Origin of the sequence: Halomonas sp. HMF6819, from assembly GCF_044335525.1 — a bacterium.
Lineage (GTDB): Bacteria > Pseudomonadota > Gammaproteobacteria > Pseudomonadales > Halomonadaceae > Vreelandella.
This window is the reverse complement of the sequence record NZ_JBIQVY010000001.1, coordinates 1275266-1297994: the sequence shown is the minus strand read 5'-3', so window position 1 is coordinate 1297994 and position 22729 is coordinate 1275266. Positions and strand designations below refer to the sequence as shown.

At 60.6% G+C, this 22729-nt stretch carries 25 protein-coding genes and 1 tRNA gene; 25 read left to right on the top strand and 1 reads right to left on the bottom strand.

The annotated features are described in order from the left end of the window. Nucleotide 1: 1 nt before the first annotated feature. The 25 genes from ACGLWX_RS05915 to ACGLWX_RS05795 all read left to right on the top strand — a co-directional run bounded on the left by ACGLWX_RS05915 (nucleotide 2) and on the right by ACGLWX_RS05795 (nucleotide 21554). Nucleotides 2-343, top strand: a complete 342-nt coding sequence (locus ACGLWX_RS05915) for a head-tail connector protein (protein WP_396238112.1) — start codon at nucleotides 2-4, stop codon at nucleotides 341-343. Between the two features lie 10 nt (nucleotides 344-353). Then, nucleotides 354-644, top strand: coding sequence for a hypothetical protein (locus ACGLWX_RS05910; protein ID WP_396238110.1), 291 nt, complete (start codon nucleotides 354-356; stop codon nucleotides 642-644). Next, nucleotides 645-983: a phage head closure protein gene (locus ACGLWX_RS05905; RefSeq protein ID WP_396238108.1), complete on the top strand. Its 339-nt coding sequence runs from the start codon at nucleotides 645-647 to the stop codon at nucleotides 981-983. After that, entirely contained in the window at nucleotides 970-1422 is a 453-nt protein-coding gene (locus tag ACGLWX_RS05900) for an HK97-gp10 family putative phage morphogenesis protein (RefSeq protein WP_396238106.1), read from the top strand. The genes ACGLWX_RS05905 and ACGLWX_RS05900 overlap by 14 nt, the downstream gene beginning before the upstream one ends. Then, nucleotides 1419-2147 (top strand): hypothetical protein, encoded by a 729-nt coding sequence (locus ACGLWX_RS05895; RefSeq protein ID WP_396238104.1) that lies wholly within the window; start codon nucleotides 1419-1421, stop codon nucleotides 2145-2147. The genes ACGLWX_RS05900 and ACGLWX_RS05895 overlap by 4 nt, the downstream gene beginning before the upstream one ends. A 62-nt stretch (nucleotides 2148-2209) precedes the next feature. Continuing rightward, nucleotides 2210-2410 (top strand): hypothetical protein, encoded by a 201-nt coding sequence (locus ACGLWX_RS05890; protein WP_396238102.1) that lies wholly within the window; start codon nucleotides 2210-2212, stop codon nucleotides 2408-2410. Then, nucleotides 2403-3353: a hypothetical protein gene (locus tag ACGLWX_RS05885; protein ID WP_396238100.1), complete on the top strand. Its 951-nt coding sequence runs from the start codon at nucleotides 2403-2405 to the stop codon at nucleotides 3351-3353. The genes ACGLWX_RS05890 and ACGLWX_RS05885 overlap by 8 nt, the downstream gene beginning before the upstream one ends. A 70-nt stretch (nucleotides 3354-3423) precedes the next feature. After that, the gene (locus ACGLWX_RS05880; RefSeq protein WP_396238098.1) at nucleotides 3424-3765 is read left to right on the top strand and encodes a hypothetical protein; all 342 of its coding nucleotides are present in this window, start codon (nucleotides 3424-3426) and stop codon (nucleotides 3763-3765) included. After that, nucleotides 3672-4220, top strand: a complete 549-nt coding sequence (locus ACGLWX_RS05875) for a DUF1799 domain-containing protein (protein WP_396238096.1) — start codon at nucleotides 3672-3674, stop codon at nucleotides 4218-4220. Before ACGLWX_RS05880 ends, ACGLWX_RS05875 begins: the two co-directional genes overlap by 94 nt. A 108-nt stretch (nucleotides 4221-4328) precedes the next feature. Next, on the top strand, nucleotides 4329-5210 hold the full coding sequence (locus ACGLWX_RS05870) for a hypothetical protein (protein WP_396238094.1): 882 nt from the start codon (nucleotides 4329-4331) through the stop codon (nucleotides 5208-5210). A 62-nt stretch (nucleotides 5211-5272) separates the two neighbouring features. Further along, nucleotides 5273-10744 carry a DUF4214 domain-containing protein gene (locus ACGLWX_RS05865; RefSeq protein WP_396238092.1) on the top strand — a complete coding sequence of 1824 codons (5472 nt, stop codon included), beginning with the start codon at nucleotides 5273-5275 and terminating at the stop codon, nucleotides 10742-10744. After that, nucleotides 10741-12108 carry a hypothetical protein gene (locus tag ACGLWX_RS05860; RefSeq protein ID WP_396238091.1) on the top strand — a complete coding sequence of 456 codons (1368 nt, stop codon included), beginning with the start codon at nucleotides 10741-10743 and terminating at the stop codon, nucleotides 12106-12108. The genes ACGLWX_RS05865 and ACGLWX_RS05860 overlap by 4 nt, the downstream gene beginning before the upstream one ends. Further along, nucleotides 12105-12938 (top strand): hypothetical protein, encoded by an 834-nt coding sequence (locus tag ACGLWX_RS05855; protein ID WP_396238089.1) that lies wholly within the window; start codon nucleotides 12105-12107, stop codon nucleotides 12936-12938. Before ACGLWX_RS05860 ends, ACGLWX_RS05855 begins: the two co-directional genes overlap by 4 nt. Before the next feature lie 3 nt (nucleotides 12939-12941). Further along, nucleotides 12942-13718: a hypothetical protein gene (locus ACGLWX_RS05850; RefSeq protein ID WP_396238087.1), complete on the top strand. Its 777-nt coding sequence runs from the start codon at nucleotides 12942-12944 to the stop codon at nucleotides 13716-13718. A gap of 2 nt (nucleotides 13719-13720) precedes the next feature. Continuing rightward, nucleotides 13721-14854, top strand: coding sequence for a hypothetical protein (locus tag ACGLWX_RS05845; RefSeq protein WP_396238085.1), 1134 nt, complete (start codon nucleotides 13721-13723; stop codon nucleotides 14852-14854). A gap of 106 nt (nucleotides 14855-14960) precedes the next feature. Next, nucleotides 14961-15371, top strand: coding sequence for a hypothetical protein (locus ACGLWX_RS05840; RefSeq protein WP_396238083.1), 411 nt, complete (start codon nucleotides 14961-14963; stop codon nucleotides 15369-15371). A gap of 75 nt (nucleotides 15372-15446) precedes the next feature. Then, nucleotides 15447-15959 carry a hypothetical protein gene (locus tag ACGLWX_RS05835; protein WP_396238081.1) on the top strand — a complete coding sequence of 171 codons (513 nt, stop codon included), beginning with the start codon at nucleotides 15447-15449 and terminating at the stop codon, nucleotides 15957-15959. Continuing rightward, complete coding sequence (locus ACGLWX_RS05830; protein WP_396238079.1) at nucleotides 15940-16815, top strand: hypothetical protein; 876 nt, start codon at nucleotides 15940-15942, stop codon at nucleotides 16813-16815. Before ACGLWX_RS05835 ends, ACGLWX_RS05830 begins: the two co-directional genes overlap by 20 nt. Continuing rightward, nucleotides 16812-17210, top strand: coding sequence for a hypothetical protein (locus ACGLWX_RS05825; RefSeq protein WP_396238077.1), 399 nt, complete (start codon nucleotides 16812-16814; stop codon nucleotides 17208-17210). Before ACGLWX_RS05830 ends, ACGLWX_RS05825 begins: the two co-directional genes overlap by 4 nt. Nucleotides 17211-17304: 94 nt before the next feature. Next, nucleotides 17305-17397 (top strand) — tRNA-OTHER (locus ACGLWX_RS05820). 82 nt (nucleotides 17398-17479) lie between these two features. Next, entirely contained in the window at nucleotides 17480-17791 is a 312-nt protein-coding gene (locus ACGLWX_RS05815; protein WP_252106784.1) for a hypothetical protein, read from the top strand. 113 nt (nucleotides 17792-17904) lie between these two features. Further along, the gene (locus ACGLWX_RS05810; RefSeq protein ID WP_396238075.1) at nucleotides 17905-18261 is read left to right on the top strand and encodes a RidA family protein; all 357 of its coding nucleotides are present in this window, start codon (nucleotides 17905-17907) and stop codon (nucleotides 18259-18261) included. A gap of 186 nt (nucleotides 18262-18447) precedes the next feature. Then, complete coding sequence (locus ACGLWX_RS05805; RefSeq protein WP_396238073.1) at nucleotides 18448-19392, top strand: ornithine cyclodeaminase family protein; 945 nt, start codon at nucleotides 18448-18450, stop codon at nucleotides 19390-19392. A 102-nt stretch (nucleotides 19393-19494) separates the two neighbouring features. Next, entirely contained in the window at nucleotides 19495-20601 is a 1107-nt protein-coding gene (locus ACGLWX_RS05800) for a class II histone deacetylase (RefSeq protein WP_396238071.1), read from the top strand. Next, the gene (locus ACGLWX_RS05795; protein ID WP_396238070.1) at nucleotides 20598-21554 is read left to right on the top strand and encodes a branched-chain amino acid transaminase; all 957 of its coding nucleotides are present in this window, start codon (nucleotides 20598-20600) and stop codon (nucleotides 21552-21554) included. The genes ACGLWX_RS05800 and ACGLWX_RS05795 overlap by 4 nt, the downstream gene beginning before the upstream one ends. Before the next feature lie 34 nt (nucleotides 21555-21588). On the opposite strand, the gene ACGLWX_RS05790 is transcribed toward ACGLWX_RS05795, so the two are convergent. After that, nucleotides 21589-22698 carry a pyridoxal phosphate-dependent aminotransferase gene (locus tag ACGLWX_RS05790; RefSeq protein ID WP_396238068.1) on the bottom strand — a complete coding sequence of 370 codons (1110 nt, stop codon included), beginning with the start codon at nucleotides 22696-22698 and terminating at the stop codon, nucleotides 21589-21591. Between the last annotated feature and the right edge of the window lie 31 nt (nucleotides 22699-22729).

Genomic DNA, 22729 nt, shown 5'->3' with positions numbered 1-22729 from the left:
CATGCTCGAGCTGGAGATCATCAAGCAGCACCTCCGGCTCGAGCCGGAGGACGATGAAGACGATGTGCTGCTGGAGACCTACTGCAACGCCGCAGCGCGCTACGTCGAAAACCACACGGGCCGAAAGCTCTACGCCACCGCCAACGATGTGCCCAAGGATGTCGACGGCAATGTCATCTATGACAACGCGTTGGTGCTCGACGATGACGTGACGACGGCCATTCTGCTGCTGATTGGCCACTGGTACGCCAACCGCGAAAGCGTCGTGGTTGGGGTGAATGCCAGCGCGCTACCGATGGCCGTGTCAGCGCTCATCGACCCGTACCGCCACTTCTTTTTTTAAGGAGCCACCCATGGCGACCAAACGCACGACCAAAGCCGCGGCGGAAACCGCGACTCAATCCCCGCCGGAAACCGCCAGCGCCTCCCCAGCGCAGACCCCGGCCACACCCCCGGCGAGTGTGCCCGAGGTAAAGACCGAGCCCGTGCCGCCGAAAGCGCAACCGCCGGGCGCCGCGGGCTTCGTCACCGCCACGCTGAAAACGCGGCACTGTGACGGCGGCGTGTGCCGGGAGGCGGGCGAGCAGATGCGCATGACGCGCGGCACGTATGCCCGCCTGAAGAAATACGACCGGGTCGAGTAAATGCGCGCCGGCAAACTCCGCCACCGCGTCACCCTCGAGTGGCTGACCAGTGGCGGCCGCAGCGATTCCGGCGCCACGGCTGAAGAGTGGGCGCCGGAAGAGCGCAAACGCTGGGCCGAAGTCGAGCAGCTGCGCGGCCGCACGCTGTTCGCCGCCCAGGAAGCCAACGCCGAGACCACGGCCCGTATTCGCATGCGCTGGCGCGCCGACATCGCCGCCGCCACCGGCAAAACGCTCCGCATCCGGTTCGGCCAGGTGGTGTATCGCCTGGAAGGCCGCCCGATTGATTTGGGCGGTAAGCACACCGAACTGGAGTTGATGTGCCATGAGTGGGTTTGAAGTCCAGGTCTCGGGCCAGCGCCTGCACGACATGCAGCATGAGCTGAAAGCGCTCGAGAACAACATCCGCGAGCGCGCCATACGCGCCGGGCTCGTGGCCGTAGCGTCGCCGATCAAGAAAACCGCCAAACAACTGGCGCCGGCGGACAGCGGCGACATGGCCCAGGCGATCGGGCATCGCAACATCAACCGCCGTCAGCGCAGTCGCCTAGGCTTTAAGCCCGATGAAGTCGGCATCCTCATCGGTGCCAACCGCCGCATTAACGGCCGCTGGCAGGGGCGTAAGGGGCTCTGGCATGAACACGGCACCGAGCACATGACGCCCAACCCGTTCCTCGCGCCCGCGCTGGCGCAGAACCAGAGCGGCACGCCCCAACGGTTTTACGAGGGGCTGTCGAAATACCTCGACCGCCAACGCAAGCGAGGCACGATCCAATGATCGAGCGCATCATCGACGCCCTGAGCGCCGCCGGCTTGACCGCGGTACCGAGCAGCGAGGCCGACCCCAGCCGCGCCGACACCGTGCCCGGGCTCGTTACGTTGGTCGACCCGGTGGTCGAGCAGGCGCTCTGGCCGCTGAACCTGCCCGCAAAGGCGCCGGCGATCAACGGCGTGTACAGCCTGGCCGGGCAGACCAGCATCGAGGTCGACGACTACCGGCTCGGCCGCGTCGATACCTACGTGCTCAGCCTGCGCGCGCCCGAGTTCGACCCGCTGCGCAGGATGAGCACCGAGCTGATCGAGCGCGTGGCCGCCCAGTCCGGTACCGAGTCGTGGGAGATAACCGACGCCGCGACCGATTACGAATACGACCAGCGCCAATACCGCGCGCATTTCGAGCTACAGGCGACCAGCCTGGCGATGTCATCGCCGGCGCTGCCCGCGGCGTTCGTGCACCCGGTGCAGACCGCCGCCGCACCCAATGCGCTCGATACGATGCGGGTACGCCAGACGGTCAGCGAGCAAATCGCCATCGTACTGATCGCCGACCAGCACGAGATCGACGAGCAGCGCCGGGCCACCAGCAGCGCGCTGCTGGGGCTCGATAGCGCGCCGGACGGCGTCGCGCCGCTTGAGTACGCCGGCGGCCAGCGCGTCGCCGTTAGCGGTAACCATGTCTACTGGCGCGAGGTTTATCAGTACGACCGGCTGATTCGCAGCTGACCCCTACCACCCACCCTGGAAGCCCGCCACGTGCGGGCTTCTTTATGCCCGGAGAAAACCCGATGCCTAACGCCGGAGGCAGTTACGAGATCCGCAACGGCGAGCGCGTGCTGGTGCACAACACCCAGCCCGCGCCGCGTCAAAAACCCGACGAGCAGGCCGCCGCGCCGGCGGCGTCGGAAACCGCCGCCCGCGCCCCGCGCACGGCGAAACCCGCACCCACCGCCCCGGCGGTAACGCAAGAGGTCAACGATCATGAGTGAGCTGCTTTGGCGTAAGCGTCTGGCCGTCGTCGCCGTCGAGGCCGAGTACGGCGTCGCGCCGGACCCGGCGACCGCCACCATCCTCGAAGTGGTCATGCTGGACGCCGGCAACCCCTACGCGGGCAACACCGTCGAGCGCGAACGCATGCGCTACGGCTTCGGCAACTTCGCGCAGATCAACACGGGCCCGAACGTCACCCGGCAGATCCGCCTGCCGTTTTCCGGCTCCGGCACCCCCGGCGTGCCGCCGGCCTACTCGCCGCTGCTGCGTGCCTGTGCGCTCTCTGAAACCATTAACGCCGAGGCCGAGACGCCCTCGGTCACCTACGCGCCCGTTTCCGAAAACATGGATAGCGTGACGATCTGGTGGTACGAGGACGGCCAGGTGCAGGAGATCACCGGCGCACGAGGCACGCTCGAAATCGGTGCCGACGCCGCCAGCATGCCGTACTGGCAAATCAGCCTGACCGGCCTGTACAAGCGGCCAAAGCTCGCCCCAACCGTACAAGGGCAAGAGAGCACCGTGGCTGGCGAGATCCCCATCAACAAGCAAAACACCGAGTTCTCGATGTTCGAGTTCGCGGCACGCATGTCGGCATTCAGCCTGACGCTCGGCAACGAAGTGAACTACCGCAACCTCGTCAATCACGAGTCCGTGAACTCCACCGACCGGCGCGCCTCGTCGAACATCACGATTGATGCCCCGTCGCTTGGTGAGCTCGACGTGTTTGCCAAGGTAGAGAGTCACGAGGTCGTTACCCTGGGCGAGGTCGAACTCATTCAAGGGCGGGTGCCCGGCAACATCATCACCGTGCAGGGGCTGCATGTGCAGGCCTCGACGATCACCCCCAGCGACAGCCAGGGCGTGATGAGCTACGGCATGGAGCTGCGCTATCTGCCCACCGGCAGCGACGACAACGACGTCGCGTTCATCTTCACCTGATCGCTTTTTATCCACCTGCACAACGGCGCCGCCCAAGCGGCGCTGACTTGCCCAATTCAAGGAATACACCATGAGCATCGTTAAAAAAGACATTCCGACCATCACTGTCGACGTGCCGGTTCAAGTACCGCAAGCGGAAAAACAAAGCACAATTCAAGCTGAGTGGGTGCTCCACGACTGGGACGAATACCGCAAGATCAACGATGAGACACAGAAAGGCACGAAAACCGATGAAGACCTGCTGGCCGATCTAAAAGGGCTAGGTGGCATCAAGGGCGAGGACGGCAACGATTTGCCGTTCGATGACGAACTGGTGCAGTGGGCCATGCAGAAAACGTACATTCGCCGCCCGCTTATCCTGAGCTGGTTTGCCGCGCAAGAAGGGCGCAGCCAGGCCGCCGCAAAAAACTAACCGGCGCCGGCCAGTGGTGGTGTCGCCCGGGCAAGATCAAGGATCACACCGAGGACGATGCCAAGGCGTGGGGCATCAAGCGCGCTGCCCGCGCCCGGCCTGCACAGCCCGAAACCTACGGTGTGTGGGCCGAGCACTGGCCAGCGCTTGAGCTGTTTTTAGCGATGGATAGCCAGTGGCGTGTCGTCGCCGACCCCCAGCGCGGCACGCTCATCTACCAGGGTATCGACTACACCGCCCTTTATGGGCACCCCAAATACGCGCGACTTGACCACGCCGAGCAGGACGCCTTGCTGGCGCAAGTTCAGCTGCTCGAGCTTGGCGCCCGGGTCGCACGTTCCGATGGGCGTAGCCTGCAAGAGCAGGACGCCGAGCAGCGATCACGACAGCGAGACGCGATCTCGCGACAGGTCGAGCGGCAGATTGATATGGCCTTGATGCCTAGTCATTCTTAATCAAGTGCGGTACGTTTCCTGCTGGGGTGACTCAGCGGGGATTCTGCCGTGGCTTAAGTTTTCTGCCTCGGTTCGGGTTTCCTTTATTGCTTGGCTATGGGGGGGAGAATGAAGAAACTTTTAGGGCTGATGGCTATTGGATTAGCGTTAAGTGGATGTGCGAATAATTCTACGTATCAACAACCATCCAGATCATATTCACAAGCTCAGCCGGCACATGCTGCAGCTTCTGCATCTCAAAGCGAACCTGCTAAAACGGCCTATGAATGCGGAGAGGAATATGGGGTAGGCACGACACAGGGATTGAGCATCGATAATGTAGATGCTTACTTGCGCTGCATTAAAACAGCAGAACAAAGTCATGGAGGCGGTGGAAGCCGATTTGAGCCTATTGAACCGGGCTCATCAATGGATGTAGACGTTGGTTATGCTTACTATCCTGGAGAGCTGAAGCTTAGCAATGGCAACCTGTTACGGAAAAGCCAATGGGAGGCTTTGCAACAGATTATGCCGGCGGAACAGGCCCGTCGCGACGTAATTATTGATGCCTTCTCACGCTATTGGTTTGAGTACGACAAGTTTGATAATTCTTTGAAAGTTGAGCCACTTCGTTACATCAGTGGTCCGTACTCCCAAACAAGCTATGTATCGTTGAGGGGGGAAGTGAAAAATGGCAATGCGTCTGGGTTCAGGCTTGAATTTAAGTTCTATGGTGGCGATTGGCTCTTTGCTAATAGCGTAAGAGTGCACGCTGATGGAAGGAACTGGAACTCACCGCCGTTAGACTTTATGCGCGACCACACTGACAAAGTTTGGGAAATAGCTTCAATACCTCTTTCAGGACAGGGGCTCGAAATAGCTCAAAGAATAGCGAGCGGTGATGAAGTGACTATTAGGTTTGTTGGTGAGGATTATTACCATGACTTCAACGTGCCAACGGTCATGAAAGAAGATTTGTCAGCAATGTTAGAAGCCATAAGTTATCTGTAAAGGTTGAATTTTATATAGCCCGCCATGAGCGGGCTTTTTTGTGCCCGAAATTCGGAGTTTTTATGGCCCAGACTTACAAGGCCGGTTTAATCATTACCGGCGATGCCAGTGGCGGTATCCGGGCCATCAAGGCTACGGAAGACGAGCTGGGCAAGCTGAATCAAGGCTTCGACCGTGGTGCCCGCCAGTCCAAGCGCTTTGGCAGCGATGCCGCACGCGCCGGCCAGCAAGTCGCCGAGATCGACAAGGGAGCCGGGGCGGCGAGCCGTGGGCTCGACGTGCTCCACAGCCGCGTCACCGGCGTCGCCGCCGCGATTGCCACTGCTTTCGGCGCGGGCAGCGTGGTATCGCAAGCGCGCCTGATCGCCGACACCGACTCGCTGGCGCGCAGTATCGGTATTGCGACCGGCGAGCTGCAGGCGTGGGATTACGCAGCGCAGCAAGCGGGCCTTGCCGGCGGCAAGATCGGCGATATTCTCAAAGACATTACCGAGCGCATCGGCGAGTTCACCGCCGAAGGCACTGGCGAAGCGGCGGCGCTCTTCGAGAATCTGAATCTCAGCATTGAGGAAATGAAGCGGCTGGCGCCGGATCAACAGCTGCTCAAGATCGCCGACGCGATCAGTACGCTGGAAACTCGAGGCGAGCAAATCAGCTACCTCGAACGGCTGGGCAGCGACGCCACGCTGCTGCTACCGCTGCTTGACGACAACGCCGCGAAGTTGCGAGAGCTAACCAGCGAAGCTAAAGCGATGGGTGTATCGATGTCTCAAATCGACATCGATAACGCCCTGGAAGCGAATCGCGCAATCACAGAGCTTAGCGGCACCGTTGAAGGCCTCACGAATCAGGTCGTCGCGGACCTCGGTCCCGGTTTGGCTGTCACAGTCGACAACCTGACATCGTTCATCGAGGAGTCGGGTGGCGCTTCAAATATCCTGAATGAATTAAAGGATGTTGCCGTAGCGACCGCGGCCCTCATGGCAGGCCGCTACGCCGCGGCATTTGCCAGCTCTGCCAAACAAATAGCTTCGAACATCGTTCAGACGGTGGCGAATACTCGGGCAAACGTAGTCGCCACCGCTGCCGCGCGCGCTAAAGCGGCGGAGGTGCTGCGTGTTGCACAAGCTGAGCAAACGGCAGCGGCCCGTGCCTTGGCCAACGGCCACGCTATCGCGGCCGCTACAGGCAATACTACGCTTCGCAGCAAGGCCATCACACAAATGGCTGCTGCGAACCAGCGCGCGATCGCAGCCGAGGCGGCCCATACTGCGGCTGTTAACGCGAGCGCAGTGGCCATGCAACGTAACACCGCTGCCGCGTACGCTATGGCGGTGGCATCACGCGCCGCTAGCGGAGCGCTAGCGCTGATTGGTGGGCCGGTGGGCGCCGCTGTTTTGGCAGGCACCGCGGCGTACTATTTCCGCGACTCGCTGGGCTTCACTTCAGCGGCGGCGCGAGAGGCGAAACAGGACATCGACCAGCTCGTCGATAGCATGGATAACTACACCCGCGCTCAGTACGAGAGCAATCGGGTTTCCATCGTCCAGGACCTGGCCGAAGCGCGCATTGAAGCGGAGAAACTCGCGCAGGAGATACTGAGCCTACAAGAGAAAAGCCGCGACGAAGGCGTTATCTACCAGGGGCGTGGTGGTGCCGCATCCAGCCAGCTGCCAGAACTCCGCGCGCAGCTACAGGAACAGCAGCGAATCGTTCGTGCGAACGAAGAGGGGTTGAGGAAGTACGACCAGGCCTGGAAAGACGTGCTCGAGTCTCAGGTCTCCGGCGTCAGCATCTTCCGGACCCTCGACCAGTGGTTGATGACCACCGGCGACTCGACGTCCGAGAACGCGCGCCGCTTCAACGCCCTGGGCGACACGCTCGGCGAGAGCGGCGAGAAATGGGACGACTACATCGGAAAATTGCAGGCGGCCCGCGACGTCATGGGCATGACCGCCGCCGAGTCGGCGCAGTACGCCGCTGCCCAGGCAGGGTACACCGGCCTGTACGCCGACCAGGCCGCCGCGGTCGCCGGTCAGACCGACGCGCTCAGTGATTACCAGAAGGCGATCGCCGAGGGCAATGCCGTCGAAGCCGAGGCGCATCTTGCGCGTGCACAGCGCTACGCAGAAGCGGAAGCGATGGTGCAGGCGCAACTGCAAAACATCGGCACGCTGACCAATTTGCTCCAGGGCGTGCAAACCGAGCTCTCCGCTACCGCGCTGTCTGCTGCCCTGGTAGTGGCCGATGGCTCTGGCGCTGTCGCCGCGAACGTAGCCGCCGCCATTCAGGCGATCAACGACCGCGCCGCGGCCATTCGCAACACTACCACCGTCACGGTCAAAAACACGGCGGCGAACCGAGACGCTCAAAAGGCGGCGCGCGATGCCGAGCAGGCCGCCGAGAAACAGGCCGACGCGCTCGAGTCGATTCGCGAGGAAATGGACCCGCTGATCCGGGACCATAAAACCTATATCGATCGCGTCAACGTACTCGAAAAAGCGCTGGCCGCCGGCACGATTACCCAAACCGAGTTCGCCGAGGCGATCCGCTGGAGCGCTGAGCAATACACCCGGGCCGCCTCCGGCGCCGAAGACTACGAACGCCAGACCGAATCGCTCATCGGCAAGTACGACTCATTGAACCAGCGCGCCCAGACGCTGCGCACTGAACTCGACCAGATCCGCCAGCGTTATCAGGCAGGCGTAATCACCGGCGAGCAATACGAGCGCATGGTGGCGGGTGTGCGTGAGCAGATGAAGGAACTTTCCAACGACACCGTCGACGCCGCCTTTACCATGGAAGGCGCATGGGATGAGCTGCGCCTGAACGGCCTGCGCCGACTCGATGACGGTCTTGCCGACCTTTGGCAGGGCGCCATTGACGGCAGTCGCAGTGCCAGCGAAACCATGAAGCGGGTACTCGACCAGACCCTCGCTGAGATGGCGCACATGGCCATCACTCGGCCGATCATGGTCCAGATCGCCGGCAGTATGGGCATGAACGGCGGCGCTCCCGGCGCGGCCCCGGGCGGTGGCTTCAATCTGGGGCAGGTAAGCTCGCTGCGTAACGGTTGGCAAGCGGTTCAAAACGGCTTCGGCGGCGTGCAGTGGGGCGGCGTCTCGACCGGCTACTCCGGCGGTTTTGCCGGCAGCGCGACTAATGGCGTGGGCGTGGCCAGCCAGGGCACGAGCTACCTGGGCGGCAGCATGCGCAATTTCAGCGGCATGCAAGGTCTGACCTCGGCGGGCGCGGGCTTCGCCGGCGGCTATGCCGGCACACAAATCGGCCAATCGCTCTTTGGTAAAGAAGCAGGAAGCTCGTGGGGCGCTACGGGCGGCGCGCTCGTTGGCACCTATTTCGGAGGACCCATTGGCTCAGCCATTGGCGGCGCGATCGGCGGAGCGATCGACTCGCTATTTGGCTCCGGCAAAAAAACGTTCGATTTCGACTTTGCCCAGGGCGGCAACTACGGCGTATTCGGAGACCGAGAAACCGCGCTCGGTCAGTTCGGTATCACGTCGTTCAGCGACTACAAGCTCGAGCAACAGCCCGAACTCGATGCCTTGCTGAATGGCATTGTCGATCTCGACAACGCCATCGGCGCTGCCGCGCTGCCGACTCGGTTGGATGCCATCAAGGCATCGATTCAAGGGTTCGCTCACGATGGGCCGGAAGACCTCGTCGAAACCCGCCTGCGCGCGATGATCAGCGGCAGTCAATCCGCCATGGCCGATGCCGTGATGCGGATTGCCGACCCGCAAACGCTCGCGACCACGTTCGTCGGCGTGCTGCAGCTTGAGCGCCTGGGCGAGCAGATGGGCGCGGCGGTGATGAATGACATCATCGACGAGATCAACCGGCAGGACACCGCCAGCGGCGTGCTCGATGCCAGTAATGCAATGCAGTCGGCCGCCCAAGCGGCGCTGGTGCTGCGCGATGCCAGCGAGCGCCTCAATTTGCAGTTCGATGCGACAGCAGCGGGCGCGATTCATGTCGCGAGTAACCTCGCCGCGCAGGTGGGCGGCGAGGCCAACCTGAATGCGCTGCTTTCGAGCTATTACGATGCGTTCTACACCGAAGAGGAGAAATTTAACGACCTGTCGCGCAGTCTGGAGCAGACGTTCGCCGGCCTGGGGCGTGAGTTGCCGGATACCCGCGAAGGCGTGCGCGATCTCGTCGAGAGTATCAAGCTCATGGGCGCGACCGGCACCGCGCAAACCGCCGCGATTCTGCGCGCGACCCCGGCGCTCAAGCAGTACATCGATACGCTCGAGCAGCAACGCCAGGCCGCTGCGGCCGCCGCCGAGCAAACGCCAGCACCACCGCCGCCACCCGCGTTCAGCTACAGCCAGATCGTGGGTATCGACGGTGCTATCAGCGATTACAACAGCGCGATTGCGCTGGCCGATGAGCTCGCCAGTCAGCGCAAGCGGCAGCTGCAGGATGAGCAACGCGCCTTCGATCAGCTGGGCCAGATGCTCGACTCGTTGATGCTGTCCGATCGCTCGGTCCTGAATCCGTTCGAGCGAATGGTCGAGGCCCAGCGGCAGTACGCTCAGCTTGAGATCCGAGCCCAGGCGGGCGACACCGAGGCGGTCGCTCAGCTGCAATCGGCTGCCGACCAGTACCTCGATTCTGCTGCCGCTGTGTACGGGCAGGCCTCAAGCCAATACGCAATGGTATTCGGTGACGTCTCCAGCTCGGTGTCGTCGCTGGAGAGTCAGTTTGGCGCGTCCGTTGCCGCCATGGGCAGTATCGAGAGCATTGATCGGCAACAACTCCGCGAGCAGCAACAGGCGCGCGATACGCTCACGCGCTCATTGAACGAGGAGATCAAGGCCAACGCCGAGCTTAATACGCTAACGGACCTCATGGGCGCGCTGCCGGAAAACCTCGCGCAGGCGCTGTCGAAGATCTTTCCCAGCGCCACGACCGCCAGCGGCCGCACCTACACCCCCGGTGGACTGGACCAGGAGGGCGATGCCCTGCTGACCGGGGCGACCGGCATCGTCGCGGACAGCTACCGGGAGATTTTCGGTCGTGACCCGGACGATAGCGGCTATGCCTACTGGCAGAGCCGCTACAACAACGGGGCCAGCATCGACGAGATCCGGGAGTCCCTGCGGAGCAGTAAGGAGTATGTCGACGGCAGTCACGCCACAGGCTTGCCCCGGGTGCCGTTCGACGGGTACATCGCCGAGCTCCACCGCGACGAGGCCGTGCTGAATCGTGATGAGGCCGACGAATGGCGCCGGCGCTCCCTTCCGGATATGAGCGCGCTGCGCATGGCCGGCCCGAGCATGCCGATGGTGAACACGTCCCGGGATAACACCCAGGAGGCGCTGTTGAATGCCATGAACGGTATGCGGGCCGATAACCGGCAGCTCGCCCAGCGGGTACAGCAGTTGGAGGGCCTGCTGGCCTCAATCGCCGGCAACACTGGAAAACTGCTCGACCCCGCCCGGCGCACCGCCGCGGCGACTGAAGAAACGGAACGCAACAGCCGGCTACGCAAGAGGAACCCCGCATGATCACCGACGCCCAGTTTACCCGGTGGCTGGAAAGCCCCCGGGAGAACCGAGTAATTCTGGCTGAGCTCGAGCATGCCGGCGGCGTCGTGCAGGTCGCCGACAAGCCGTACATCGCCCCGGCGAGCGAGCGGCTCGAAAACCCGGTCTGGAATGACCTGTTGATCAGCGCGGTGGGTATTTCGCTGCGCGTCGATGGGTTGATCGAGATTGGCAAGATCGAACTGCGCGACGATGGCCGTATTACTGATTGGCTGGACTATCAGTGGCGGGGCTGGCCGGTGCGCTTGTTCCTCGGTGATCCGTCGTGGCCTCGAGCCGAGTTTCGACCCATGGCCGTGGCCACGAATGGAGGGCTGGCCTCGTACCGCAACGGCGTCATTACGCTGGACGTGATCGATGCCAGTGAGCAACTCAACGAGCCGATCGACACCGGCCAGCTGCCAAATGACGGTGGCCCGGTGCCGCTGCTGTTGGGCAAGCGCTTCAACGTGCCGGTGCACCGCGTGGACACAGCTACGCTGCGCTATCGTGTGGGCTATCTGCCACTGCTGAGCGTCACGCCGCGCGACATTGGTAATTCGGTGCCGCATACCGCGCACCTAGCCGATGGCGCGTTCACGCTTGATAACCACCCGGGCAACGGTAGCGAGATTACCGCCGAGGCGCACGAACAGCACGACACGCCCATGTCGATCGTGCAGTGGGTGGCGGACTACTACGGCAAGCAGGTCTCACCCCATACCGTACTGCCCAATGTGACGGTGGGCTTTTACGGCGCCGGCGAGGTCACCGGGGCGCAGATTCTTGACGCGCTCAAGGACACCCTGGGCGCGGGCTGGCACCTCGACGCACTCGACCGGCTCGACATGCGTGTTTTCGACGCGCCCGGGGGGGAGGCGACGACCCGGCTTAGCGTCGACAACGTAGAGGATCGAACTCTGCAGCTCGACGGCGTCGAGCCGCCCTGGTCAGGCCTCACGCTGCAGTGGGGCCGTAACGACGCCCCGCTGCGTAATGTTGCCGAAGTCGTGAACCAGAACGAGCCAGCGCTGGCGGCGCGCTTGGGCCAGGAGTGGCGAGAAAGTACGGGGACACAGGATCTGCCCGGGCACCCGCTTGCTACCGACGAAACCGTCTCCACGCTGCTGCAGGACGGGGGAGAAGCGCAGGCCGAGCGCGACCGCCGGCTGGTTTACCACGCCGTGCGGCGCGAGCGCTGGCGCGTGACGACCTACCTGCCCACCGTGCCGTTGTACGAAACCATTACCGTCAACGTATCACCGCTGGTCGGGCGCGTGGGGCGTGTGTCGGCAGTGCGACTCGAGCGCGCTGGCGGCAAGGCCGAGCTGGAGATCATTCTGTGAGTCGAACCGAACACATTCGTCTGGTGCTCGATAATGCCTACGATGCAGCCAGCCTGGCCGTGAACCAGGCGGCGCCCGGCACGCCGATCGAGAACACCCAGCGCGACGACCGCGCCGAGGTTTATCGCAGCGCTGATACCAGCACCATTATCATTGAGGGCACGCTCGCGGCGGGCGCTTTCGTCGACAACCTTTACATTCTGCGCCACAACCTGAGCGCTACGGGCACCATTCGACTGGTGCTGCTCGATGCCTCTGGCGAGCCATGGGAAAGCGGCCAGCGCCCAACCGGGGAGATCATTCCAGCCGGGGTGTGGCGTGCGGGTATCGATGCATTCGGCGCGACGTACAACGACAAGCTGCGCGACCCGGTCGCAATGATGGAGTTTCCCATCACGGCCATTACCGGTTTTCGGCTGGAGATCAACGACCCCGGTAACGCTGACGGCGCCATCGACATCGGTCGTGTAGTGCTGGGGCTGGCGTTCGTTGCGGAGTTCAACGCCAGTTATGACCTTATCGTCGACTGGCCCGACCGGGCGCAGCATGAGTACAGCGCCGGGCAAACGCTGCGAACGATCAACGGCGGCAACCCGCGCCGACAAACCACGTTCAACCTCGACTGGCTCTATACCGCCGACCGCGCCCGGCTGCTCGAGGAGCTGGCGCAACGCGGCATGATCGCCGACGTGTTCGTTGACCTCTACCCGGCCAGTACCGGCATCGAGCGGCTCACAGGTGCATTTCTCGGTCGTATGACGGAGGGGTACAGCGACGCCCATTACATGCCCCGCGTTCGAAAAACCACACTCTCGTTCATAGAGGTCTAGCGCATGTCGATTTTTGTACCCAATGAGCTGGTACTCCAGCCCATTAACGCGGGCGATCAGATCGCGTTCATTACCAAGTTCAACAACACGCAGGCTGTATTCGCGCTGTTTGCTGAGCAGTGCAATCAGATGGTGCAAAGCATTGATACCGCGCTCTCTGAGACACTCAAAGAGGCCGAGCAGACGCGGCAGCAGGCGATAACCGATACGAATTCGATCAAGGATGAAGCGCAGACAGCCGCCCAGACAGCCACCAATAAGGCCGGCGAAGCCGCAAGCTCCGCCGACGACGCCGCCCAAAGCGCCGCCGAGGCCCAGCAAATTGCCGTGGGCGACGTAGCGATAACATCTCTCCAGCCGGGCACATTGATAACGCCCAAGGATTACGTGAGCGTCGACGAGCAAGGCGCGCTGGCAAAGCGTAACCTGGCGACGGATGTAAGCGAGCAGTTGGCGAGCGGCAGTGAGTTGGTGAACGCCTCTAGCTACACGATCAAGGGCGGCGACCCCGGCACAACAACGCTTGATCTTGCGACACAGCAGGTATTCGAGTTGGACAACCCAACGTCACTGACGATCACGTTTGAGAATATCCCGGCAGCTGGATTAGCTAAACCTGTACTAGTAGACATTGATGGCGCCGGGAGCGTCGAGTTCGTTATTCCCGGTTATACAATACGTTGGGAAGGTGGCGAACCGCCTGCCGTTTTTGATAACTGGTCAACGTATCGAATCATGTTCACGGGTTCTCGCGTGAGCATCGGCAGCTTTGGAGGATAATCATGTTAGAGGCAATGATGGGTGGAATCTCTGCGAATCGGTATGTACTGCAAGCCTCACTAGCAGGGCTCCGAGTGCTTGATGCGAGCACTATGCAGCCTATTAAGTACTACATATCTTCAACATCATCACTATGTACAATGGTTACGACTAGTCCTGACAAATCTATTGTTATTGGTGTTTTCTCAGACGGTACTTACAACAATACCATTGTGCTTTATTCAATTTCTCAAGGGAATCTAACAGTAGTAACTGAAATTGATATTAAGCAGATTTTAGGAGCGCAGGCTAATGCACGATTTGTTTGCCTATCAAACAATAATCAGAGAATTTATATTACTAATGGTTTTGGGACAAGTTCGTCAGCATCACCCTACCGCGTTGTAATAGATGTAGATAGTAAAGCTATAATCTACAATGTTGCAGCACCAGGGAATGTTGGCCAAAACGCGAGTTGTGCAATATCTGCTGATGGTCATTACCTGTTGGACTGGAATGCCAATACGGTTACAAGAAAGGTGAATGTAGATACAGGTCAAATAACAAACCTGTTTACACAGTCAAATCGCAGCTACTTTTCATTTCAGACACACCCTATTACCGGAACAATGATAGCTCTTTGGTATAATCCGTCTTCACCAACAACGAATGGTATATTCATTGTTGACCCCGGCACGCTTAGTAATACAACATCATTCAGAAACCAGACCGATTTAAACGTAGAGTCAACAGATAGATTAGAGTATACATCTGGCGTTCAAGGTTTTGAAATTGATGGCCTTAGTGCAATATATCTCTCTCTGGATAAGATGTGGAAGTGGTCAGGATTGTACTCAGACGATATTATTCCTCACACTGAAAATCAAATACAAACGGCTCCAGTAAGAAACATATCAGACTTTAAGAACTTGAGCTGCTATGGTCCAGACGGACTTTCATGGATGCGTTGGCAAGGCTTTTTAAATGGCGAATATGCTTACACTGATAAAATAAAAGGCAGTGATAACCCATACTTCATGATTCCTTCTTACGCCACAGCACCAAATTGGGTATCAGGAGAACAGCTTTTTACTCCCAATGTCAGTTCATCAAGTGTACTTGTCCAAGCGCGTCAAGCTGCGTGCTTAATTATATAAGGAGGTAGGAGCAGTGCTACACATAAAGGGCAATCAAGCATCATACTCGCAAGTCAAAAAACTCTACCCTGGCACAATATTCCCTGCCCGGCCCAATGATGCTGATATGCGCGCACGCGGCCACTATGTCGAACCAGCTCCGCAGCCTGGGTACGACCCGCAGACCCAGGAAGTGCAGCAAGGACAGCTTGAACAGGACACAGACGGCAACTGGCATCAGACATGGAGTGTGCGAGATTTGACGCAAGAGGAAATTGACGCTCGTAACCACGTCCCGGTGCCAGCTTCAATCACGCCCCGCCAAGCGCGCCTTGAGCTACTGAATGAAGGGCTTTTGAGCCAGGTGGATGCCGCTATCAACTCACTCGACTCGCCGGATAAAGAACGAGCCGCTATCGAATGGGAGTTTGCGGAAGTCATTGAGCGCGATAGCCCCTGGATCAACGACATCGGCGAGGCGCTTGGGCTGACGCAAGAGCAGATCGACGAGATGTTTATCGCTGCCGCACAGATCTGATTCAACAGCCTCCGATACTGATACCGCCTAGAGCGGTTTTTTTGTGCCCAAAATTCCCATGCAGGAGAGCGCGTAATGCGATTAGAGGGCGTGCTGTACAACGCGGGCGGTCCGATGGCGTCTGTCACGGTCCGGTTTCGCGCCGTAGAAACCGTGCTTAACGGCGTGCTAGCGCATTCCGTCTACGAGTTCACCGCTGATGAAAATGGTGGTTATCAGATCGACCTAGAACCGGGCGTTTACAAGGTCTGGTGGAACCACAAGTCCCAAGAGGCATTGCTGGGCGAGATAACCGCGGACGCCGCCTCGGTGATGTCGCTGCCGCAGGCGCTGGCGGCGAGCCCCACGCCGATTACCGAAGGGGCGGCGCAGGATCTGGTTGACCAGCTGCGCGCTGGAGTAGATGAGGCCAACGAAGCAAAAACCAGCGCGCAGCGCTACGCCGCCACATCGGAAAAGGCCGCCCAAACTGCGGGCGAGCAAGCGCACGAAGAGGCCACCAGCGCCGTGGCGGAAATGCGAGCGGAGATCGAGCAGCTGCTCGACTTGATCAGCGGGGAGGTAGTCCATGTCAGCAATGACGGATAAATTCGAATATCTGTTTGAAACAACGGAAATGCTTAAAGAGGGCGCGAACAAGGCGCTGCTCAGCATGGGCCGGGAGCCCGTTGCCGATGGCTCACCCCTTCGGGCGTATGCCGAGGCGTTGCTCGACGACGGCATGACGATCCCGCAGTTTATTGAGTCACTGCTCGGTAGCAATCCAATCAACGCGTTCTACGTGACCGAGGCCGAGTTCTTGGGGCAGGTGACGCTCTGGCAGGACATCGCGATGACCGTTCCCGTTAAGGAAATCGGTGATCCTATCGCGGCTCAGTATGACATCAGCGGCAACGGCAACCATCGCTTCGCTCGTGTTAGTGCCGGCCGTCCGGTCTACAACATGATCAACGGTAGAGGATTCATCGATAGCCGGAACGTCGAAGGGTTTTCGTTTACGACCGATCGAGCACTGAACCTGAACAATGGGTTTGTGGCGATGAAGGTGACACAGACGGTGCAGGCCAGCGTGTTTTCTGTCTTCTTATCGCCAGGGTCCGGCGGGCTGGGATACCCCGCAACTCGCAACGGCACCTTGCTGCATCAGACGTATGATCTTATCAACACGCCGACGACATTCGACGTCAATAGCGGCGCGTGTCTGCTGAGGATGACTGACGGCGTTGTGCGCGCTAGCCATGCTAATGGGGTTGAAAGCACTGTCCCCAATCCGTCTAGCTATAACCGCAAAAACTCGTTGGGCGCGGTCACGCTTCACTACAACTACGCAGCGAACGATCCGCGCTACCAAATCACGGGGCTTTTGGGACCTATGGTACTCAGCGAAGCGCCAATTAGTGTCGCAGACTCACGAGCGCTTATTGAATGGATGGACACGGCATGAGCACTGAATACACAGACCTTGTAGCGATCGCAGCGCCCGAAGGCCACATTTATGACGCGAACCAGCTGGCGCTGTGCCTCGGGGAGTCGCCGTACGATGACCAGACCTTCGGCGTGCTTTCGCGTCAGGACGACGACGGCAATCTCTACAGCGCCGTTACGCCAGTCGTCAAACCCGCGTTCATGGAGCTGGCGGCCGGCGAACTCAAGGCACCGGTCCACGCGCCCGACGTTGACCTGGAAGCGGCTCGGCGCGCTCAGGCCATACTGCTGATCAATAATGGACCTGCCCGGCCTGATCGAATCACTGTGTTAACAGGTAGCCACCAGGATTCCGCAAGCGACTTGCTGGCGCAACTGAGGGTATCGATTGTGCCGGCCGATGAGCCAGCCTAAGCGCCGCTGGTCGCAGTTTGGTCGCAGGCTGGGTGCGACCAGTGTAGATAATGTAAGAGGTGGAAAAGCTAACGTGCTGATTTCAAACGTAAGGCCCGATGCAAGCGCGGCCGTTGAAAGTGCTACAGCGGATTCAAAATCCGCCGCTGTAAAAGGCGTGCCAGTTCGAGTCTGGCCACCGGTACCAACTTGTAAAAAAAGGCCTAGCGTTTTCGCTAGGCCTTTTTTATTGGCTTCTACTAAAGGCTTTGTAGCCGTTGGGTGTCGCTATGGACTACACGTTCATCGGATGGGTCTTCATCGCTGTAACCGGCATTGTTCTTAATACGGCCTTTGCCAGAAAGAAAGGCTACCCGACTTTTTTGGGTATTTTAATCGGGATTCTACTGCCACTCTGGGGGCTTATCGTCATCGCGTTGATCCCTAACCGAAACCAACGTGAAGACGGCACGTCCCCACTCTCAGGCAAGGAGAGTGCACGCATCACGCTGGTGTCGTTGGTCATTGGCGCGCTACTGACCGTGCTGGTGGTTGGGCTCATTTACCTCGGGATGTGGCTTGTGTTTCTTGCCAACTACTGAGGTTCATTGTGGTTTTTCAATCCAAAAGGCGGTTTCCATCACGTTGAGCAAGCATTTCTGCCGCGTATGTCGTAGTCTCGGAGCGTTCTTTATTTAATGCACGGAGAAACACGATGAGCGTGACTTACCACGACAGCAACGCCCGCATGAGCCAAATCGCCATTCACAACGGCACCGTCTACCTGGCAGGCCAGGTACCGGCCGATGCCACCGCCGATATGAAAGGCCAGACCGAGCAGGTGCTGTCGCGCATCGACGAGCTGCTGGAAAAAGCGGGCTCCTCGAAGGCGCACCTGATCTCCGCACAAGTCTGGGTCACCGATATGGCCGAGTTCGATCAGATGAACGCCGCCTGGGAAGCCTGGATCGGCTCGAATAACCCGCCGGTGCGCGCCGCACTCGAAGCCAAATTGGCCAAGCCCGAGTGGAAGGTCGAAATCATGATCGTGGCGGCGCTGGCAAACGGCTGATCCATCGCTCGTTTGATCCCCGCTTTAGAAAACCCCGGCGCCCGCCGGGGTTTTTCGTTGAGTGCGCCCGAGATTGGGGTCTGAATAGGCGCTATTTTTGAGTAAACTTCATGGGGCCACTGAGCGCAGCGGAGGCGTGCGCATAAGCGCAAGGCTCAGGACTGACAACCCGAACGGAGAGGCGATATGCGAGTGATTTCGAGCGAGGAGGTGGCCCGTCACCTTGAATGGGCATGTCTGATCGAACGACTCGAACGAACCTTCCTCACAGGCGTGGAGTCACCGCCGCGTCACCATCACGCCATGCATCGCCCCGACGGCGAAGCGACGATGCTCCTGATGCCTGCTTGGGAAGCCGCCGGCTACATCGGCGTGAAAATGGTGAATGTCTTTCCCCATAACGCCGAAGCCGGCGTGCCGGCGATCTCCGGGCTTTACCTGCTCAGCGAAGGTAAGCACGGCCAGCCCTTGGCCTGTATCGACGGCAGCGAACTGACCCGGCGCCGCACCGCCGCGGCGTCCGCGCTGGCGGCCCGCAAGCTCTCGCTCGACACCGCCGAGACGCTGCTGGTCGTGGGCACCGGCAAGCTCGCGCCCATGGTAATCGAGGCCCACGCAAGCGTGCGCCCCATCAAGCGGGTGCTGGTGTGGGGGCGAAACCCGAACAAGGCCGCCGCCATTGCCCGGGATTACGCGGACCGGTTCGAGACCCGCACCGTCGAGGATTTGCCCGAGGCGGTCGCGGCGGCGGACATCGTCAGCTGCGTCACGCTCTCTACCCAGCCGTTGATCAAAGGCGAATGGCTAACGCCGGGCACCCACCTGGATTTGATCGGCGCCTTTCGCCCGCAGATGCGCGAAACCGATGCCGAGTGCCTGCGCTTGAGCGAGGTATTCGTGGATACCTACGCCGGCGCGAAAGGCGAGGCGGGCGATATTCTGCAGGCCATCGACGAAGGAGCGTTCCGCTTTGATGACGTTCAGGCCGAGCTTTGTGAGGTGCTAAGCGGTGCCCATCCCGGGCGCTCCTCGCGTGAGGCGATCACGCTGTTCAAGTCCGTCGGCGCCTCCCTCGAAGATCTCGCCGCGGCGGTCGAGGTGTGGGAGACGCTGTCGGGGGCCGAGGCTTGATCCCTTGGCGCTGCTATCTGACGCTGACGATTGGCCGCGTTGGCTATTACATACGGGAACGTTAATCCAGGTCCCAGCGAACAACCTTAAAAGGGAGAAACGATGAGCCAGACCGGTTTTTACTGGCACGAGCGCTGCTTCTGGCACGACCAGGGCGCCATCGGTGTGTTTTCCGCCCCTGGCGAGTTCCTTCAGCCCCAACCCGCTTCAGAAAGCCCGGATAGCAAGCGGCGACTCAAGAACATTCTCGAAGTCAGCGGGCTGATCGACGAACTTCACGTCGTCAAACCCGCCTCGGCGACCCGTGAGGATCTCGAGCGGTTCCACAGCCGGCGCTATCTGGACGCGCTGCAAGCCGGCGACCAAGGCTTGGGCGGAAACGGCGGCGACTGCGCCCCCTACACGCCGGGTAGCTGGTCGGCGGCGACTCAATCGGCGGGGCTTGCCATCGCCGCGGTCGAGGCGGTCGCAACCGGCGTGGTCGATAACGCCTACGCCCTTTGCCGACCGCCGGGCCATCACGCCGAAGCTGACCAGGGCCGCGGCTTCTGCCTGCTGGGCAATATTCCGGTGGCGGTCATGCGCGCACGTGCTCTGAGTCAAATCAAACGGGTCGCAATTCTCGACTGGGACGTGCACCACGGCAATGGCCAGCAGTCTGCGTTCTATGAAGAGCCCGACGTGCTCACCGTCTCGATTCACCAGGCGGCCAACTACCCGCTGGATAGCGGTGGATTCGACGAGCAGGGCGAAGGCGAGGGGCAGGGCGCCAATCTCAACCTGCCTCTGCCGCCCGGGTGCGGTATCGGCGCCTATGAGTACGCTTTCGAGCGTCTGGTACTGCCGGCTATCGAGGCCTTCGCGCCAGAGATGATCGTCGTCGCCTGCGGTTTCGACGCCTGCGCCAAGGACCCGCTGGGCAAGATGCTGCTCAATAGCCAGGCCTTTGCCGAGATGACGTCAAGACTCAAGGTGCTGGCCGAGCGCTGCTGCAAAGGCCGGCTCGTGCTCGTTCATGAAGGTGGCTACTCGGAAGGGTACGCACCGCTTTGTGGCCACGCCACGCTGCAGGCACTGGCCGGTAGCAATACCGCCGTGTACGACCCGCAAAACGACGAGATCGCCGCCTGGGGCTACCAGGCATTACAGCCGCATCAGCGCGCGCTGATCGACCATTGGCAAACAGAGTGGGAGCGCAACCAACGATGACACCGCTATACGACCGGGACGGCTGGATCTGGCAGGATGGTGAATGGCTCGAATGGCGAGCCGCCAAAATGCACCTGCTCACCCATACCATGCACTACGGTATGGGCTGCTTCGAAGGCGTGCGCGCCTACGAAGGAGCGGGCGGGACACATATCTTTCGAGCGGCGGAGCATACCCGGCGGCTGGTGGAAAGCGCCCACTCGCTGGATATTCCGCTGTCGTTCAGCGAAGAAGCGCTGATCGAAGCCCAGCGCGCTTGCCTGGCGCGAAACGCGCTAACGGATGCCTATCTCAAACCGACCGTGTTTCTCGGCGCCGAAGGTTTGGGGTTACGCGCTCAAGGGCTACAAACGCATGTGATGATCGCCGCCTGGGATCTGGGGCCATACATTTCGCCCCAGGCGGCCACGCACGGGCTTCGCGCGCTGACCTCCTCCTGGGCACGCCACCACGTCAACATTAGCCTGTGCCGCGCCAAGACCAGCGGCCACTACGTCAACTCGATACTGGCGCTGAATACCGCAGTGAAGGCGGGATTCGACGAAACCATCATGCTTGATCCGGAAGGGTATGTAGCCGAAGCGTCGGCGGCCAACGTCTTTTTGCTACGCGACGGCGTACTGCACACCCCGGAAGTCACGTCGTGTCTGCAGGGCATCACACGAGACAGCGTCATTCAGTTGGCCCGCCAGGTGCTCGGTTTAGAGGTACGCGAGCGGCGCATCACTCGCGACGAACTCTACACCGCCGACGAGGCGTTCTTGACCGGCACCGCCGCTGAGATTCTGCCGCTGCGCGAGCTCGATGGGCGTCATATCGGCACCCGCGCCGGCGCGCCGCCGGTCAGCGAGCCGATCAAGCAGGAGAGCGTGACCGCCCGGTTGCAGCATTTGTATCGCCAGGCGGTGCGTGGAGAGCTTGAGGAATTCAGCCACTGGCTGACCCCGGCGTAGCCGGGGTCAGCCATCGACACAAAAGCATGGCTTTTCAAGAAGGTGCCTGGATGGCTTGTTCGAGCGTTGCGAGTCGTCCGGGCACCAGGGCATCGGCCACGGCGGTAATGCGAATCACGTTGGAAAGAGCCGGATGGGCGAGACGCGCAACCAGTACGCCTTCCTCCAGCAATTGTTGATGCACCGCCCCGGCTACGTCGGCACTTGGCAGGCGAATACCGACAAAGTTGGTAGCGCTTGGCAGAACGTCGGCCCCCAAGGCGTGAAAGTGTCTGGATAGCTGCTCACGGCGCGCTTTGACATCCTTGATGTGCTGGCGCACCTCATCAGAATGGTCGAGTACCACTTCCGCAGCGGCCAGCGTCAGTGTCGATACCGCGTAGTGAATACGCACCTTCATCATCATGGCCAGCACGGTCGGTTCGGCGATGGCGTATCCGATGCGCAGCCCGGCCAAACCGTGGGCTTTGGATAGCGTGCGAAGACGAATCACGCCGGGCAGCGCCTTGGCCGTGAATTCGCTGGGTGCGTCGTCCCGGAAGTCGCTATACGCCTCATCGAGCAAAAGCCAGCAGGTATCCGGCAGCGCCTCGCGCAGCTCGAGAATCGCGCGGTCACTGTGTAGGTGCCCACTGGGGTTGTCCGGGTTGGCCAGGTAGACCAGGCGCGCATTTTCGCGATGTGCAGCGGCCGCCAGCGCTTCGAGATCCGGCGCCAGGACGCCCGGCGCTTCATGGTAGGCGGGCTCTACCAAACGACACCCCGCTCCTTTGGCGAAGTAGCCAAAGGTGGGATACGTGCCCGCCGTGGCGATGACCGTAACGCCGGGCTCGCAAGTGGTGCGCACGGCCAGCGCGATCAGACTGTCCGCGCCGGCATCCACCAGCAGATGCTCAAGGGGGATGCCCTGCTGGGCACTCAGCCGTTGGCGTACACCCAAGGCCTCAGCATCGCCGTAGCCGTAAACGTGCTCGGCCAAGGCGTCGCCAAAGTGCGCACGTAGCGCCTGATGGGGCATGTCCAGACCTTCGTTGGAGCCCAACTGATGTGGAATCTTTTGGCCTAAACGGCGCTCCAGCACCTTGATGCCGGGAAACGGGTTGATCGGACCTTCACCGGTCAGGTGCTCGGGGTAACGGGGCATAACGGTATCCTGAAAGTATTGGCTTTGACTC